The organism is Nocardia sp. NPDC003979 (genome assembly GCF_053605015.1).
The window spans coordinates 32,144-50,399 of record NZ_JBSGIJ010000019.1 but is presented as its reverse complement, the minus strand read 5'-3'; the positions used below and the strand labels follow the sequence as shown (position 1 = coordinate 50,399).

Below are 18,256 nucleotides of genomic sequence, written 5' to 3'. Positions count from 1 at the left end.
CGGGCCGCCACGCCGCGACCCACGCCCGCCGGGCTCGATCGAGACATCGCGGTGCCCGCCAGGGACACGGCTCAACCCAGCGTCGTGATCACCGGCTACTGGGCCCAGGCCGTGGCGCCGGTCACCACCGCGCACGGGGCGACACTGCCCGCAGGCGTGCCCATGCTGTTGGGTACGCGGACCGCGCGCCCTGGCTACCTGGTGGCGAACATGTACGGCGTCGACTACCTGATCACCGAGGCCGAGGCGGACCGTGTCGGGCTGCCTGCGCCGACCCGGTTGACCGGTCCGCTGTTCGGACGGCGCGGACCGGTGGGCGATGACCTTGCGGCGCTGAGTGATTGGCGTGCGTTCCGCTCGCTGGCCGAGCATTTCGCCGTCTCCGGCGCGATCGGCGACGCGCTGCGCCTGGTGCTCGACGACCCGGCCGGATCGGTGGTCGAGGTGACCGGGCTGCGGGTCGACGCCGCGGGCGACCTGGTTCGCCCGGACGGCAGCACCATCGCGCAGGCCGGCGTGACGGCCGTCGACGTGCTGGTCGGGCATCCGGCTCGATGGGTGCGCGTGGCGCTGTCCTCACCGTTTGCCCAGCTCGTCCCCCCCGGCGCCCCGCTGTGGCCGCTGCTGTTCGCCACGGCCAACGGCGCGGCGGGGGCTCGGTCGCACGGAACCGTGCCGCCCGGTTCGCTGGTGTCCCCACCCGTGACCGAGGTCGAGGTGCTCAGCAACTCTGCTGTGACGGCCAGTCAGGTGGCCGACCAGTCGGCGCCACTGCCGATCGTGCCGAGCGGCCTCGACATCGGGACGCTCGCCGTGCCTCCGGCCGGCGCGTACGGGCACACGCTCGTGAGCACCGGGTACCTGGCAAGCGCGACGCGCCCTGTCGCGACCCTGGTCGGCGTGGGGTTGCCCGCCGGGGTACCTGTGCGGGTCGGCACGGTGAGCGCGCCGCCCGGACGGGTGCTCGTCGAATGGGACGGCGTCACCTACCAGGTCGAGGAAACCGTCGCAGCCGGTGCCGGCCTGCCGATCCCCGGCAGGCTCCCTGGTCCGCTCTTCGGGCCGATCGGCCCGCTCGCCGAGGACCTCGCCTTCCTGGGCACTCTGCCGGTCGCCGATGCGATGCGCGCGCTGCTGAATGAGCCAGGTGGGATCACCGGCGCGTTCCGGCTCGTGTACGACAGCGCCGACCCGAAAACGGTGGACGTGGCGCGGATTCGCTATGACGCGGTCGGTCGGCCGGTCATCGCGTCGGACACGATGGTGACCCCGGTCGGCGGGGCGGCACCGTTCGATTTCTCCACCGACATCCTCGTCGAGGACGTGTTCGCCGTCGACGTGCAGGTGCTCGTCGGTACCGAGCCGACCTGGATTCGGCTCGGTCCGTACTCACCGCTCGCCGGGCAGCTGCCGCCGGGTGCGCCCACCTGGCCGCTGTTGCTCTTGCAAGCGCACGTGGCGGCCATGTCGCTGCAACCGGTCACGACCTCGTCCGTGTCCTACTTCGACGGGCCGCGACCACTGGTCGGTCCGCTGCTGCTGACCTCGCCGGTGGCCGGCCTGCTCGCCGCCGCCGAATCCGGCGATCCGGACACCCTGGCCCAGTTCGACTCCCGCTCCTTCGTCGCCGACCAGATCCGGGAGCTCACCCCGGCGACGCCGGACGCGCGTGCCTACGCCGACTGGTGGCGCGAGCACGGCGAGACATGGTGGACCGCACAGGAATTCGAGCGCATGGCGGCGATCGATCGTAGGGAGTTCGTCCTGGCCCATCGTCGGCTGGCGATGGTGCGCGACATTCCCGTGCACGTGCGCGACGCACTGAACCGTGGCTACCTCAGCGCCGAACTCGAACTGCTCACTCCGCGAGCGGCATCGGGTCTGCTCAGCGTGACCGAGGCGGCGCGGCTGGCTGCCGCGCGCGAGCTGCGTCAGCGCATCCGACGGATCGAAGCCCAGGTCGCGTACGCCGCCGTCCTGACCGCCACCGAAGCGCCTGCGGTGTATCTGGCCCACCTCGACTTCGACGAACTCACCCGCGACGACCTCGGCGACGTGGACGCCGCCGACGCCATGGAGTTCGCGTACGCGCTGCGGCCTGCGCACGAGCCCACGCTCACCGGCGGCCTCACGCACCCGAACCTCACCCGCGTGCTCGACCAGAACGACCTGGACCGGTGGCTCGGCGACGGCCCGCTCGACCTGGCCGGCGCCACCGCGGCGGGCAACCAACTGCGCGCGGTCTACGAGGCGAGCACGAGCCTGGTGGTGTACACGCGGCCGAACGCCGGGCACACCCCGGCCGGACTCGACGGCGGCCGGTACTACGAGGTCACCGGCGTCTTCACCGCAGGCCCGCACGGTCGGGTGCTGCGCGCCCGGCTCACCGACGCGAACGGCGCGCACACGCTGGTTCCCGCCTGGTACTTCAACCAGTTCGCGCGCCTGATCACCGTGGGCGACAGTGCCCGTTTCGCGTTGTCGGTCCCGGGCCCCGCCGGCTTCGACGACCCCATGGTGCCGGTGAACGCGCGCGCCGGCATGGGCCAGGTGCTCGGCGGGCACCTGGTCCGCGGCAACGGCCCGCTCACGACCGTCGACGGGCAGCAGTTGACCCTGATCGACACCCCGGTGCGCGTCGGGTGGCTGCCGGGCCTGCCCGACCAGATCCGGGTCGAGGTCGCGGGCACCGCGCATCTGGTCGACGTCACCGAGGCGGAGCGGATCGGCTTGCCGATCCCCCGAGCACTGTCCGGCCCGCTGGTGGGAGCCACCGGCATCGCGGTCCAGGACCTCGACGCGCTCGCCGACTGGCCCGCGTTCCAGTCGTTGCGCGCCTACCTCACCGCGGTCCCCGACGCGATCGGCCGGTCGCTGCGATTCGTGCGCGACAGCGGCGAGACGCTCGACGGCAGTGACGTGCGCGCGCTCGAGACCGGTGAGCTGGAGTTCGGCGACGGCCAGGTGATCGCGTCCGAGACGATCGTCGCCGTCGATGTCCTCCTGCCGCTCGACGATCGGCCGACGTGGATCAGAGTCGAGCTGTCGTCACCACTGACCGACCTGCTGCCACCGGGCGCGCCGAGCTGGCCACTGCTGTTCGCGCAGGCCCAGGGCGCGGCGCGGGTGCTCGACGAGCGGGTCGGCGCGCCACCGCTACTCGCCGACGCGGGCGGTGCACTGCCTGCGCCGAGCACGACCCTTGTCGAATACGCGAGCGTGCCGCGCAGGTTCGACGAGGACGATCCGAACATCGCCTGGTTCACCGAACAGGGCAGAGAGAGCCTGCGGCTGGTCGTGGGTCTCGACGGCCGGTTGTACCGCGCGAGCGACGGCAGCCTCTTCGACACCACGCGCGGCGTCGCGACGGACTCGCTCGCGCCCGACATCACCGTCGGCGCGAAGCGCGGATGGGCGAATCAGCGCGCGCTCGTCGCCGTCGACGAGTTCGGCAATATCTACGCCATCCCGGAGTCCGAGCAGCAGAGCTTCGAGGACCGGGTCACGCACGTGAGCCTGCTCGACGGCGGGCCCGCGGTCTTCGTCGGCGAGATCGAAGTGCGCCGAGGACGCCCGGTGATCCTCGCGGTGCACAGCACCGAATACCACGCCCCCACGATGTGGGCGGATCCGCTCGAACGCCTCGCAGCGGGCGTCGACCGACTCTCCACCGCGTCCGCGCTGCTCGTGGTGGCCAAGTACGGCGATCAGTGGGTCGATATCGCCGAGCTCACCACCGAGGATGCCGCGTGGCTCAGCCACATCGATGACGACGTGCTGCCCTCGCTGCTCACTGATGACACCGGCGATCCGACCCCGACCGTCGCCGCGTTCGCCGCCTCGGTGTCCACCACCCCGCCTCGGGTGGTGCGCGGTTCGGCCACCACGCCGCCCGCCTCGATCCCGCTGACCATGCCGACCACCCGCTCGGCCCTGACCGGCACGACAACAGGGTTGTTCGTCAGCGACGACATGCGCGGGCTGATCTACGTCGACGTGCACGACACACTCGAGGTGATCGCCCGCACGGCCGACCTGGTGACCGTGCTGTACGCGGGACTGTCGGTCGACCTGCCATCGGCGGTGGTGGAGCGCGGCTTCACCGATGCAGGCACCCAGCTGCTCGTCGCACGCACCGGCATCATCGTGGCCGATGCCAGCGGGCGGGTCGTGGAGCCTGCCGAGCGGGAGTTCACGATCAGCGCGAATATGGTCGACCAGCAGATGAGAGTCGATCTCGGTGCAGCCGGTCGGTTCCGGGTCGATGGCGACCATGTCGTGGTCAAACAAGTCACGGCGACGGGACCATTGTTCGGTGCGGATGGCCCGCACGCGACGGATCCGGTCCAGGGACAGATCGGGGATTGCTACCTCGTCGCCGAACTCATCAGCCTGGCGAGCAGGCAACCCGAGATGATCACCGAGATGATTACCGAACGGGTCCAAACCTGGGACGGCAAACGCATTTTCGATGTCCGGTTCTACGATCCAGGGGCCAACAGCTGGGTATGGGTCGCGGTCGACAACACCTTCTACGCCGACGACACCGGCAAGTTGATGTACGCGGTACACGACCCGACGCGACCGCTGTGGCCTGCCATCATCGAGAAGGCGTGGGCCGTGCATCGCCGCGGCGGCCGGGGTGGGAGCTACCAGGACATCGTCGCCGGCAATGCGGGAAAGGTCGGTCGACTGCTGCGTCCGCCGACGATGGACGGTCTCGCCGGTCGTACCAGGCCGACGCACGCGGTGCATCGCAACGTGCTCGGGTATCCCTTCGACCTCGATGTCGAGACCCTCGGTGAGGTGGTCGGCCATCTCGACTTCGCTCGCCTCGTGCTCGACCTGCCGCGAGCCTACGAACGCTGGCTCACCGGGCCGGGGGCGACGACCCGACTCGATGGCTCCTTCGCCGCGTTCCTCACCGAGCGGACGCGGACCATCGGCGACGCGGTCCGAACGGTGATGGCCGCGCTCGGCGGACACTCCACGGCCGACAAGCTCCGCGCGCTCATCGATCGCGACCCGGTGACGCTGGCCGAGGAACTCGGCGGGCACGGCGTGCGCGCGGCGGTCGTGGCCGCCGCCCGCGGCTGGCTCGCCGCGTACCGTGACGACGCCGCCTACATCGCCTTCAGCGGCGGCAGTGCCATCGCCCGCGACCCCAACCTCTTCGTCGACGAGCTGGCCGCGACGTGGCAGCACCGCATCCAACGCTTCGAGCGGGCAATGGCGGCCTGGAACTCCGAGCACCCGCTTCCCACCGACACGCTCGGCCGCTGGCTCGCCGAGCGGATCGACTGGCTGCACCGCCGAGGCGACACGGTGACCCTGGCCACGCGACCGACCTATAGCAGCGGCCGTGACGGCCACGCACCATCCGGGCTCCAGCGCGCGCATGCCTACGCCGTGCTCTCGGTCACACGTGCCGACGGGCTGCAGTCGCCGCCGACACATGTGGTCCTGCGCGACCCGGGGATCGCCGGTTCCGAGATCTCGGTGCCGGTCGCAGAACTCAACCAGTTCATCGAGTACTCGGCCGTCGGCGCGGGCAGCCACGTGCTGTTCAGTGACGATCCGGTGCGCGGTCAGCCGGTGAGCACGTCGACCGCGCAGCAACAGCGCTCACGACCGCGGACAGTGGCCACGGTTGTCACCGAACCGGCACCGGCTCAACCGAACTCGGCCACCGTCCCTTCCGAGGCGGTTCGGCCCGCCGCACGGACACTGTTCGGTGACATCGCCGCCCGGCTCACTCGGCGCCGAAACGACCGGCGAGCGGCTGCGGAAAGTCAACCGCGCCAAGCGAGTTGGTGGCAGCGCGCGTTCCGTCGCCAGCGTCCGGTCACCATGGACGCGCCGCGTGACCGGCGCGTCGCCGAAGCTCGAGCGCACCGTCCGCCGCCGCGCCACCGGATCCCCCTACCGCTCCCCGCGGTGGTACCCGCCGCCGCGGCCGACCATCGGGTGCTGAGCGAACGCGAGCGCGAGCGGCTGCGCCTCGTCATCGGCGCGGACGGGCGATTGCGCCGCGCGAGCGACGGCAGCGTGTTCGACACCACGCTGCGCGCACGGCCCGGCTCGTCCACCGCGCACGCGGTCTCGCGGGTGGTTGATCGGCGCGCGCTGTTCGTCGTCGACGCGTTCGGCAACCTCTACGCCATCGACGACAGCGAGCAACCAGCGGAACGGCGCACCCCGAGCAGCCTCCTCGCTGGCGGCGCGGCCGTATTCGTCGGGGAGATCGAGGTGCGCGACGGCATCGCGTCCGTGCTCCGGGTGCGCGGCGACGAGTACCCGATCACCGGGCCGATGGCGCTCGACGCGCTCGCCTTCCTGCGCGCGGGGCCCAATGCCCTGCGCACCCATCAGGATTTCCGCCTGCTCCGCTCCGCGAACGGGGTGTGGGTCGACATCGCCGACCCGGCGAACCTCCTCGACGAGCAGCCGAGACCGCCACTGACGGATGCGGTGCCCGAGCCGATCGCACTGGTCCCCGACGGCACAACCACCCCGGTGATCGGCGTCTACCCCCGCGCGGAACTGGTGCCGATGCCCGACCTCGGCCTGCGCACCGAGGACGGGCGAGTGCTCACGCCATTGCCCGGCGGACTCCTGCGCTACACCGAGAGCACGGCGTCGGTCCGGGTGCGCGATGGCGGCACCCAGGTCTGGGTCACCGGCGCGAACGGCGCAGGCTGGGTCAGCGTGGCGCGGCTCGAGGCCGCGGGCTTCGCCAAGGACCCGGGCGCGGGTCGGATGCTCGCGCGCCGCCAGGTCGCCGGGCCGGACGGTCCGGTGGTGTTCGCCGGTCCGGTCCGGGTGGTGCGCAAGGAAACTCGCGCAGTCGAGGGCAGGCAGCAGGTGTTGGTCGGGCGTGCGGGCCGCGCCGACGCGTGGGTCTACGCCGACGCGCTCGGCCTGCCGAACCTCACCACGCCGCGCGGGCCGCTGTGGCGCAACGAGACCGGACCCGTGCTCGCGGATCTGGCACAGCTGGGTGACTCGCCCGAGGTCCGGCAATTGCGGCGGCTCGTCAGCGACGAGCCGGGCCGGATCATGCGGATGATCCGCACCCTCGCGGGCGACGGCCACGAGGTGCTGCTCAGCGTGGACGGGCAGGCGCAATGGGTGCAGGTCGACGGTCGAACGACCGTGCCGAACAGGCCGGATCAACCGACTTGGCCGCTGCTGATCATCGAGGCCGCCGCGCGCGCCCGCTTCGCCGGCGAGCAACACGACGAGTTCCTCGCCTACCGCGATGTGATCTTCGATCTCGACGGCACCGCGCACAAACAGGGCCCCGACGCGGCTGGCCACGATGCGCTCGCGCAGCGAATCAGCCAGTGGCAGAGCGACGTTCACGCCGCCGCCGACTTCGACGAGGTGGACGAGCCGGGTCGAGGCGAATCGACGCAGCTGCCCGCGTCGATGGTGGTGCTCGGCATGGACACCAGCACCGAGCCGGCCCGATTCATCCTGCACGACGAGTTCGCGCGCGAGAGCATGGTCCGCACCGAGCAGTGGTTGGTCGACAACGGCTACGTGCACGACGTGCTGGCCGGGAAGGTCACGCGCCTCGACGACTCGGCCCTCTCGCTCGCACCGGCTGTCGACTTCGTGCGCGATCTCGGCCTGCGCATGGTCAACGGGGCGGCGCGCAATGTGCTGGGCGGCTACCCCGTGAGCGCCGTCGGCTACGTGGCGGCCGCGCTCGCGGGTGGCGGCCTGCGGCACTACCTGGGGGAGTGGTGGCGGTGGGGGCGCGCTGGTACCCATCCAGGACTCACCCTCACCCTCGTGCACGCGGTCGGCGGCCGGGAACTGCTCACCGCGTTGACCGCCGAGCGGCCGATAGACGCGCTGACCGAGTGGTTCGCCGGTCAGCGGATCGGCGACCTCACCGATCGCCTGCGCCAGTTCCTGCGCCAAGTGCGCACTGACCCCGATGCGCTGCCCGCTGACCGGAGTCCCTACGACGCGGCCGTGCGTCAGGCACTCACAGTGGCCGCCGAGGGCGACGCCCGGCTCGTGCTGCTGGGTGAGGCCGCGCGGGACAGCGTGCCGGCCCAGGTGCTGCGGCACCTCGGGGTGTGGGATCGGGTGATGTCGGCCGGTCGGTTCGTCGACCTGCTCGACGAGTGGGGTCGGCTGCCGTCCTCGGTGCTCGTGCGCGCGCTCGGCGACTTCTTCGCCGGGGTGCGCGCGGGACGCATCACCTTCGCGACGACCACCCTCTTCGACCGAACCGTCGTGGCCGCTATCGACTACCTGGCGCAGAACCACCTCGACCAGCTCGCGACGAGCAAGTACCTGTGGGTCGCCCTGGCCAGGACCGTTCTGCGCGGGATGGGGGAGAATGCGTCCGCGCCTTTCACCACCATCGGGCGTCAGGCCCGCCGCCTACTCGCGACGATGCGGACCGAGTCGGTCCCGCGCGAGCGCGACGCTGTCATCGAGCGCGATGCTGTCGTCGAGCGTGACGTCGAGATCGGGCGCGACGCCGACATCGGGCGGAACGCCGTTATCGAGCAGGACGCCGTTATCGGGCGGAACGCTGTCATCGAGCAGGACACCGTCATCGAGCAGGACGTGTGGACCTCGCTCTCGACGCCCATGCCAGGCAGCTGGCCTACCAGCGCCCCCAGCACCGATGCGGCCGGTTGGTTCGGGCGCTCCGCCATGAGCCAGGCGCTGCGCGGCTACCCGGTGACCGCGCTCGGCTACCTGGTCGGGGCGTTCGCCGTGCGCGGATTCTGGGACTACGTCGCCGAATGGCGGCGATCGCGACGGACCGAAGCGACCGCCCCGCCGACCGGATTCGCCTGGACCGTCCTGCGCGAAATCGGCGGTGGCGCGCTGATCACGGCCCTGCTCGACCGGCATCCGATCGACGCGGTCGCCGACTGGTTCGCCAAACAGTCCTCGGCGACCCTGCTCAGCGGTCTCGAGCGGTACTTGGTCAGGGTTCGGACCGACGGCATCGCGCTCCCAATGGACGCGCGCGAATTCGATGTCGTGCTGCGTCAAGCGATTCTGCTCGCCGCGCGGGCCGACTCGATGCGCCTGGTGCTCGGTGAGCTGGCCGCGTCAGGTGTGGTGCGCCAGGTCCTCGACCGGCTCGGCGTCCCCGAGCGGGCCGCCGCCGATCGCTCGTTGCTCGAGGTGCTCACCGGCCTGAGCGACCTGCCGTGGCACGACCTCGCACAGCGCCTCGGGGAATTCCTGGCCGATATTCGCGCGGGCCGGGTCGTGCTCACCGCGACCGGGCCCTTCGAGCGCGCGCTCGTCGCGGCCGTCGACTATGCAGCCCGCAACCACCTGCACCGCATCCTCACCAGCGACTCGCTGTGGGTCGGCGCGGTGCGCGCGGTCCTGGCCGGGATGCGCACGCACGCAACAAGCAGGCTGAGCCGGGCCGAACCGACGCCGGTCGAGCAGCCCGTGATCGACGCTGCCACGAACCCCGTTGTGGCACAGCCGGTCCAACAAGCAACACCCGAGTTGCCTGTCGATCGGTCGGCCCCGGTCCACACCGACTCGCTGGCCAACACCATCGCGCGCAACCTGATCCGCGGCTACCCGGTGACCGCCCTCGGACACCTCGCGACCGCGTTCGTCCGACGCGGCGTCGGGGAGTACATCGACGCCTGGCGGCGTTGGTGGCGGGCGGAGCCGGAGCGCGCACCGCAGGGCCTCGGCTGGCAGGTGCTGCGCGAGATCGGCGGGGTCGAACTGGTGAACGCGCTCGGCGCGCACCGGCCCGTCGACGCACTGCGCGCCTGGCTCACCCCGGAGCGGACACCGGCGCTGCTCGCCGCGCTCGCCGACTTCCTCGCCCGAGTCCGCGCCGGCACACTCGAGCTCCTCGCCCCGGCGACCCCCTTCGACACCGCCCTGCGCGAAGCCATCGAACTCGCCGCGCACGGCGATTCGGCGCGGGTGCTGCTCACGGAATCCCTGCGCTCGGGCCTCATCTGGGAACTGCTCGGCCACCTGGGCGGACAGCAGGCGCAGGAGCGCGTCGCCGCGCCAGGCGGATTCGTCGAACTCGTCGCCGAGCTCGGCAGGCGCGAGCCGAGCACGCTCGGGCAGGCGGTGCGTCGACTCCTGGCCGGACTGCGGTCGGGCGCGATCACGCTGCCCGCGACGAACGCCGTCGAGCGCGTGGTCCTCGCGGCGCTCGACTACGCGGCGACCAACCATCTCGACAGCATCCTCACCAGCGACTATGTGTGGATCGGTGTCGCACGGGCAATGCTGAAGTCCGCCGTGCGCGCTCGGCCGCGCACCACGCCCTCGCTCACCGAGGAACCGATCGAGCCGCTCATCGACCAGACCCAACATCTCGACGCCAACCCCGGGCGCACGCGCCTGCGCGACAACCACGCCGAACGTAGGCGGTTCGACGCGATGCTGCACCGCCTGGCGGCGCCGGCGGCGAACGTGGATGCGGGCGCGGCCACCGTCGTCACGGATTCCATTGCGCCCCTCGCGGATTCCGCTGTGCTCATGCCGCTGGCCGCAGCCGAGCCCGGCCGGTTCGGCTATCTCGCCGACACCGTCAACCGGCTCGTGCCGATCTCGCTCACCGCGACCGTGCGCGTGCTCGCAGTCGCCGACGGCGTCGTCGAATGCGAGATCAGCACGGGTGGTCAGCGAGTCAGCGTCCCCGAGTCCCTCGCCCGGCGTGCGTTCACCACCGTCGCGGTCGGCATCGAAACCAGGTTCACGATCGCCGCGCCCAAGCTGTACTTCCTCGACGAGTCGGGGATGGTGCGGGTCCGTGCGGCCAAGCAGCTACTGGTGCGGCCCAACTCGGCCGATCCGTCCATTGTGGAGGTTCAGGTCGGCCCCGGCCGCTTCCTCGCGATCGACCCGAGTGAACTCCCGATCCGGGCCGCACGCGTATCGAACCCGCTCTACGGTGCGACCGGCCGCCCCGAGCCGGGCGACGTGCGCCAAGGCGAGGTCGGCACCTGCTATCTGCTGGCGAGCCTGCTCGGCGTGGCCGCCCGGTCACCCTGGCTGATCGCCGATCTGATCACCGAGACCGTGGTCGACGACCGCCGCCACTTCCAGGTGCGATTCTTCGACATCACACGACGCCGATGGGACTCGGTCACCGTCGACGACACCTTCTACCTCACCGCCGACGGTCGCATGAAGTACGCGGCGAACCTGCCGGGGCAGGCGCTGTGGCCTGCGGTGATCGAGAAGGCGTGGGCGGTGTGGCGCGGCGGCGCGTCCGGCTACCAGGGAGTCGTCGGCGGCTTTGTCGGCTCGGCCACCTCGGCCCTGCTCGACCCGACACCGACCGGCCGGACAGGTAGGGCGCAGGTGACGCGCGCGCTCGATCAGCCGCTGTTCCAGCACCCCTTCGACCTGGACCTCGACACCCTGGCCGAGCACACGGGCAGCCTCGGCTTCGCCAGCATGATCCTGGAGATGGAAAGCGAATTTGCCACTGGCACAGCCGGTTTCGCTGAACACCTGGACAGTTCCCTGGCCGCGACCCGCGCCCACATCGCCGAGTTCCTTCGCACGCACGAGCTGCGCCCCGCCGACATCGCCACCAGCACCGACGCCGACCTGGCCCACCTGGCCGAACTCCTCGGCAGACCCCACGCGGGCGTGCTCGCCGCGCTGCGCGAGGCCGCGGCCGAGTGGGACGGCGTCGGCGCGTTCACCGATCACCTCGCCGCGGCCTGGACCAGCCGGGCCACCGCGCTCCGGACGATGCTCGATGCCTGGCAGGCGTCGCGACCGCTGCCCGACGCGAGCCGAGGAACCGCGCGCTGGCTCGTCGAGCGCATCGAGTACATCCAGCGGCTCGGCGACGTGGTGTCGCTCGGCACCGCGCCGAGCCTGCCTGCCACCTCGGTGCTGCAGCCCGGCCACGCCTACGCGGTCCACTCCGTGCTCCGCGACGATGACGGGGTCCCGGTCGCGCTGATCGTGGTCGACCCGCACGACAGCGCATCGCGCCGCGTCGAGCTGGCCGACCTCAACCAGTTCCGCACCTGGGGCTCCTTCGGCTCAGGCACCGCGTTCGCCTTCGGCCATCAGACGGTCGTGTCAGGTGGTCCGGCCCCACTCACTGCCGAGCCGAGCGATACCGCACCCCGCGCGCGAAATCTCTTCGGCGGCTGGGTGACCCGCCTCGGTCAGGCGCTTCGGCGCGCGCGCCCGCCCGCCGCGCAAGCGCCGCCCGCGCGCGGTTGGTTCCAGCGCCACCGAGCCCAGGCGGCCACTATGTTCCGCCGTCGCCAGCGCGACAACACCGTGCACGTCCCCGAGTATCCGCGCGCCGCCACTGAACGCGACGACCTCGTGCCGACCGTGGTCGAGTCGGATGGGATCGCACCGACAGTGGCTGAGTCGGATGGATTCGTGCCGGCGGTAGCTGAGTCGGATGGGGTCGTGCCGACCGAGCCGGATGACTTCATGCCCGAGGCGACGGATCACGGGAGTCGGCAGGCACCGCCGGTCGCGCAACTCGCCGTGGACACGGATCCGGCCGAGGCGATCCAGGAGCAGGTGGTGTCCGGGGAGCCCGCACTGGTCCCGACCGAGTTCGACGCCCCCACCCTGCTCCCGCCGGACAGGTTCGCCGCCCTGCTCGGCCTGCGGTCGGGTCCGGGGCTGGATTCGCTCGACCAGCCGCCATTCCCGGACTTGCCGGAGCTCGGCCCGATCGGCGAGATCGACCAGTCGATCGGCTTGTTCACCGGTGCGGAGATGGCGGCGCTCGACAACTTCCTCACCGACCCTGACGGGGACTCCGCAGCGCTCGCGGTCACCAACGGCGACAGCCCGTTCGCCCTCGAAACCTTCACCGATTCGACCGAATTCCTCACTGCCGGTGGGCCGGAACAGCCATCGCTGCCGGTGTCGTGGCTGGCTGGCCCGCTGCCCTTGGCGCAGGCGTCCGAGGTGAGTCCGTCCGGGCACCGAGCCGTGTTCACCCACTCCAGGCGCTGGATCTCGCTGGCAGCGACGACCGTGGTCGACGTCGACGGGCGCCCGGTGCGGCCCGACGCGAGTGGTCTCCTGCGCGAGTCGACTACCCCGACCAGACACATCGATATCGGCGCGGTGCTGCGGTCCGTGCTCACCCGGTCAGGGAGGCAACGCCTGGTCACCGACGCCGCGCTGGCCGCGGCCGGGTACCACTACGACGCGAGTCGGAGGGGTTATCGGCGGGCCGAGCCGGCCACCACCGTGACCGGCGAACAGGTGCCGATCTTCGACAACACCGAGATCGAGATCGATGCGCGCGCCACCCATGACGATCACCCGACCGCCGTCCGGGTCCGGGTGGACGGGCGCTGGTACTGGTTGGCCGAGGATCGCCACTCCGCGCTGCCGATCTACCGCCCGCACCGCCGATCGGGGCCGCTGTGGCACGCCACGGGACCCTCGGTCACCGACCTCACACCATTGACTGGCTATCCGGAGGCGTACGCGCAGCTCAGGGCGCTCGTCGCACAGGAGCCGGATGCGTTGCGCGCCATGATCATCGACAACGGCGACGACACGTTCGACGTGCGCATGCGGATCGGGGAGATGGAGAGCTGGGTGCGGACCAGCCGCTGGTACCCGACCTCGGCGCAGTGGCCCGCAGGCGCGCCGATCTGGCCGCTCCTTCTCCTGCAGGCCGCGCAGATGCTCGAGGACAAGGCGATGGCCGACGACCACACCGCCCGCGCGGCCGACGGCGATGAGGTGATGGAGCGCGTGATGTCGGGCCGGCTGGAGACCGCCGCCGATGGCACGCTGCGGCTGGTGAACGAGCACCTGGTCACCCTGCGGGACATCACCGACGAGTCGCGCACCGTGACCCTCCCCGAGAACTCCCTCGAACAGTTCGCCCTCACCGTGATCGAACCGGGCCTCGATGCCTACAGCGGCGACAGCGCCCCTGCGTATCTCGCCGGACTGCCGCCCGGCCCGCTGGCCCTGATCGACTCATCCGACGCGCCGGAGACCCCGACCGCCACCCTGACCGGCGCACGGGTGAGCTTGCCCCGCGTGTGGCTGACGACCGTCACCGACGACGACATCGCACCGCTGCCCAATGGCTCGTTCGTCACCGACCCTGACCGGCCGGGACCATCGGATCGCGTGTGGGTGCGCGGTTCCACCGGCGCCGATTGGGTGCACCACGACACACTCACCCGCCGCGGTCTCGCGGTGGTGCCCGGCACGAACGAGCTGCGTCGCACCTACACCTTCGCCACCGAGAACGTGACCCTCTACGACGGTGAAGTCGTGACCGTCACCCCGCTGGACGCCGATGGCACCCAGTGGGTGCGGCTCACCCGCGCCAACGGCGAGGACGTCGTCGTCCCCGCCGCCGAGGCGGCCAAGATCGGCGCGAGCGCGCCCGAACTCTTGGCCGGGCCGCTGTGGCTCGACGGTGGCCCGACCGTGGACGATCTCGCCGCGGTGTCGCCGCACTGGTTCCACCTGGCCGATGACGTGATCGCCCAGCTCACCGCGGCAGCCGCCGATCACCCCGAGATCGTGGTCGGCGCACTGCGTCCGGTGCCGGGGGAGTGGGCGGTCGATGTGGGGCTGCGTGACAGCTCGGGTACCGCACTGTGGTTGCGGGTGCCGTTGATGGGGGCGTGGCCATCCGGGCTCCTGCGCCAACTGGCAGCCGCCGAGCATCAGGCGGCGGTGTGGCCCGCGATCGTCGCGGTGGCGCACCGCTACGGCGTCGACCATCTCGTGCCGGTCGCCTACGAGGACGCGGTGCCGGGGCAGCACCGGGGCGACGATCCGGCACCCATCGCGCTCACCACCGAGAACGTCGCCATGAACCTGCCCACCATCGACTGGGCGAGGCCGACCTGGCACACCCTGACCGGGCCGCTGAGCGGTTCGATCGACTTCGAGGTCGTGTCCTTGCCAGCGGGTACGAACGTCATGATCAACTACAACGCCAGTACGTCCGAACAACTCGCGGTGACGACGGGCATCACCACCATGTACGTCGATCCGCACGCACTGACCGGGACCGGCCTGCCCATGCTGTTTCCGCTCACCGGGCGCCGCTTCTTCGGGTCGGGCGGTCCAGTGCCCGCGGATCTGGACGGACTCGGCGACACCCCGGCGATCGAGCAGCTACGGTCGTGGGTCGAGGATGACGCCGACGCCTTGCGTCGCATGATCCAACCGAGCACCGATGTCGACACCGCGCTCGTGCGCCTGCTCGTCGACGGAGTCCCGCGCTGGGTGAGGATCGAGCGCGTCACCGACCTGCCGATCTTCCGGGGCCGACCGCTGTGGCCGTACCTGATCCTGCGTGCCCTGCGCCTGTGCCAGCCCGAACTCTTCGGCACGCCGGCTCCGCGCACGGCGTCCACCACGACCGAGGCCACACTTCCGCCCACAGTGCCCGACCATTTCTCCGGGTTCGATGATCTCCTCGACGCGTCGGCGCGGGTTCGGCAGCGCACCGACATCGAGGCGGGCGAGCCGTTCCCGCTCACCACAGACAACGTCGTTGGTCAGCTTCGCGACCTGGAGGGCGACCTGCCCTGGCATTACGACCTGGAGCGAGAACTGACGATCCCCCGCGACGACGGGACCACGACGCGCTGGCCGGTCGGCACCCGCGTCGAATTCGAGTACGAAAGCAGCGTCGGCTCTCGGATCGCGATCCGGCAGGTCCACGCTGACCATGCGACGGCGCTCCTGACGCCCGAACAGTTGGCCGCGGCCGGGTTGCCTGCCTGGTCACCGTTGACCTCCACCACTCTCTTCCCCGCCGGCGGCGCCTCGGCGGCTGACCTGGACGGGCTCGGCGACACCGCGCTGATCCAGGGACTACGCGACTGGGTACAAGCGAATCCCGACGCCTTCAGCCGGATCGTCGAGCTCGGTCCCCGCGACGGGTTCGCGCGGGTGCGCATGCTCGTGCACGGCGAACCACGCTGGGTGGTCGTGCAACTGGTGACCGATCTGCCCATCGATGCGTCGCGACCGCTGTGGCCCTACCTGGTGTTGCGCGCGCTGGCCAGGTATGGACCGCATCATTGACATCCCCCCTGAGCTGCGCTGGCTCGGCTACCTCGTCGGCGTCGACCTGCCCGCGGCCGACGAGAGCCAGCTGTTCGCGATCGGGCAGGCCTGGAGCGCGGCCTCGCGCGATATCGCCGCACAAGTCGGACCGCTCGCCGATGTCCGTGCCAAGGCCACGGGGTCCTACCAGGCGGGCGCCGGGGCCGAGACGATCTCCGCGCTTTTCGACGAACTCCTCGACGGCGATGGCTCACTGGTGCGGCTGGCCGCCGGCTATGACGAATTGGGTAAGGCGGCTTTCGATTTCGGCACCACGGTCGAAGCGGCGAAGCTCATGATGATCGTCTCCTACGTCATGCTGCTCATGGAGATCCTGTGGGCGTGGGCCTTCCCGCCCACGGCGCCCGCCGTGGAGGCGGCGGCCGTCGCAGGCACCAGATCGGCGCTGCGGCGGGTCGAGGACGCGGTGGTCACCCGGATCGAGCAGCTGATCCTGCGGGCCTTCGGCGCGGCAGGGAACCGGGCGTGGACCAAGCTCGTGGTGAAGAACCTGGCCACCTACACGGTCAAGGGCACGGTGTCGGGGGTGCAGTCGGTGCTGGTCGACACCTTCGTCCAAGCCGGGCAAATGGCCGGTGGCACCCGCAGGGAGTTCGACGGCGACCAGGCGCTGCTGTCCTTCGGCGCGTCCTTCGCGGGCGGACTGTTCGGGCGGGCGGCGGCGCACTGGGCAGGGATCGGGTACGACGCCTCGCTCGGGCGGGTGCTGAACAATCGCGGACTGCTCGCCGCCGGGGCGCGCGGGGCCGCGATCGGGGCGACCGCAGGCGTGGTCGGCTCGGTCGGCGGGTCGATCGCGACCGCGTTGCACAGCGGTGACTGGGCCGGGTCGTTCACGCCGGGCGGGTTCGCGCTCGGTGCGGCGGGCGGTGGTTTCCGTGGCGCGGTCGCCGGTGGATCGCGTGGGCTCTTCCAACTGAATCGGGTGCCGGGCGGGGTGAGCAGGACCGGCTTCCTGCGCCACTTCCAGCTCGATGCGGAGGGCAATGTGTACCTCCCGGCCACCCAGTTGGCGGCAGCCGGGGTGCGGCCGACGGGCGTCCGTCCCGACCCGGTACCGCGACCACCCGACCCCGCGACCACGCCCCGCCAGCAGCGCGCGCTGCGAGCACTCGACCGACAGGACGCGGCCAACCTGCGCGACTACCGCGCCGAGCAGCGCCTCGCCCAACCGAGCTTGCGCGCCGACGCCGACACCGACCCGGCCGGACCGGAACGGCCTCCGCGCGCCCGCGCGGCCGGTCTGGGCGATGACGTGGAATCGGTTGACCGACAGCCGAAGTGGGCGGCGCGGATGGGCGGACCCGCGAGTGAGATGCAGGCGCGGGCCGACAGCACACAGGCCACGGCCGACCGCGCGCAGAATCTCGCCGACGTGTGTCAGCGGCAGGCGGACCGCCAGCAGACGCGCGCGGACTCCGAGGCCGACGTGGCCGCGGACAAACGCCGACGAATGCTCGACACCGAACACGACTTGCGTTCGCGCACAACGCGTCTGGCCGAGCTGCGTGCGAGTGACCAGCCCGATCCGCGTCGCGTCGAGCAAGCCGAACAGCGGGTCGCCAGGGCGAGCGCGGCGCACACGAACGCGGCGCGCGAGTACGAGACGGCGGCGCGCGGGGCTGCCGGTCACCAGCGGTTGGCCGACCAGGCCCAGCAGCGTGCCGACAGATTCCAGCACACCGCCGATCGCGCCCAGGACCGCGCCGACGCCGCCCGGATGGTGCGCGTCGATCCCGACGCGGTCAACCGTGCCGCCGCGGCTGAGGCAAGACCAGCAGCGAAACCGATCGGCGCGGAGAACAACTGGTGGCAACGCGCGTTGTTGCGCAGCGAGCAGCTCGGCAAGGAGTACGGCACCGGTGGCCCCGGCACCGACCACTACCAGAGCAAGGGCACCGACCTGCGCGCCAAGACCCGCCCCCGACTCGCCGACTATGTGCCGCCCAGCATCACCCCGTACAACGCCCCTGACGCCCCCGACCAGAGCGCCTGGGGCCGCGCGAAACCCGCCCCGACGCAGCCCGCCGACCCGGTGACTCCGCCGAACCCTGATGATCCGGTCGGTCCGCCGGATCCTGATGATCCGGTCGATCCGCCCGACCCTGATGATCCGTGCGACCCCCGCGAGCCCGAATCACCCGAGAATCCCGCGTTCACGTGA

2 protein-coding genes (1 of these 2 only partly in view) are annotated in these 18,256 nt (G+C 71.3%); both read left to right on the top strand.

Translation table 11 applies throughout. The annotated features are described in order from the left end of the window. Positions 1-16,050: the 3' portion of a C2 family cysteine protease gene (locus tag ACWEVR_RS28255; protein ID WP_452469397.1), read on the top strand. Its footprint begins 15,627 nt before the window's first position; only the last 16,050 of its 31,677 coding nucleotides appear in the window; the start codon falls outside the window, past its left edge; its stop codon occupies positions 16,048-16,050. Then, positions 16,034-18,256, top strand: coding sequence for a WXG100-like domain-containing protein (locus ACWEVR_RS28250; RefSeq protein WP_452469396.1), 2,223 nt, complete (start codon positions 16,034-16,036; stop codon positions 18,254-18,256). Before ACWEVR_RS28255 ends, ACWEVR_RS28250 begins: the two co-directional genes overlap by 17 nt.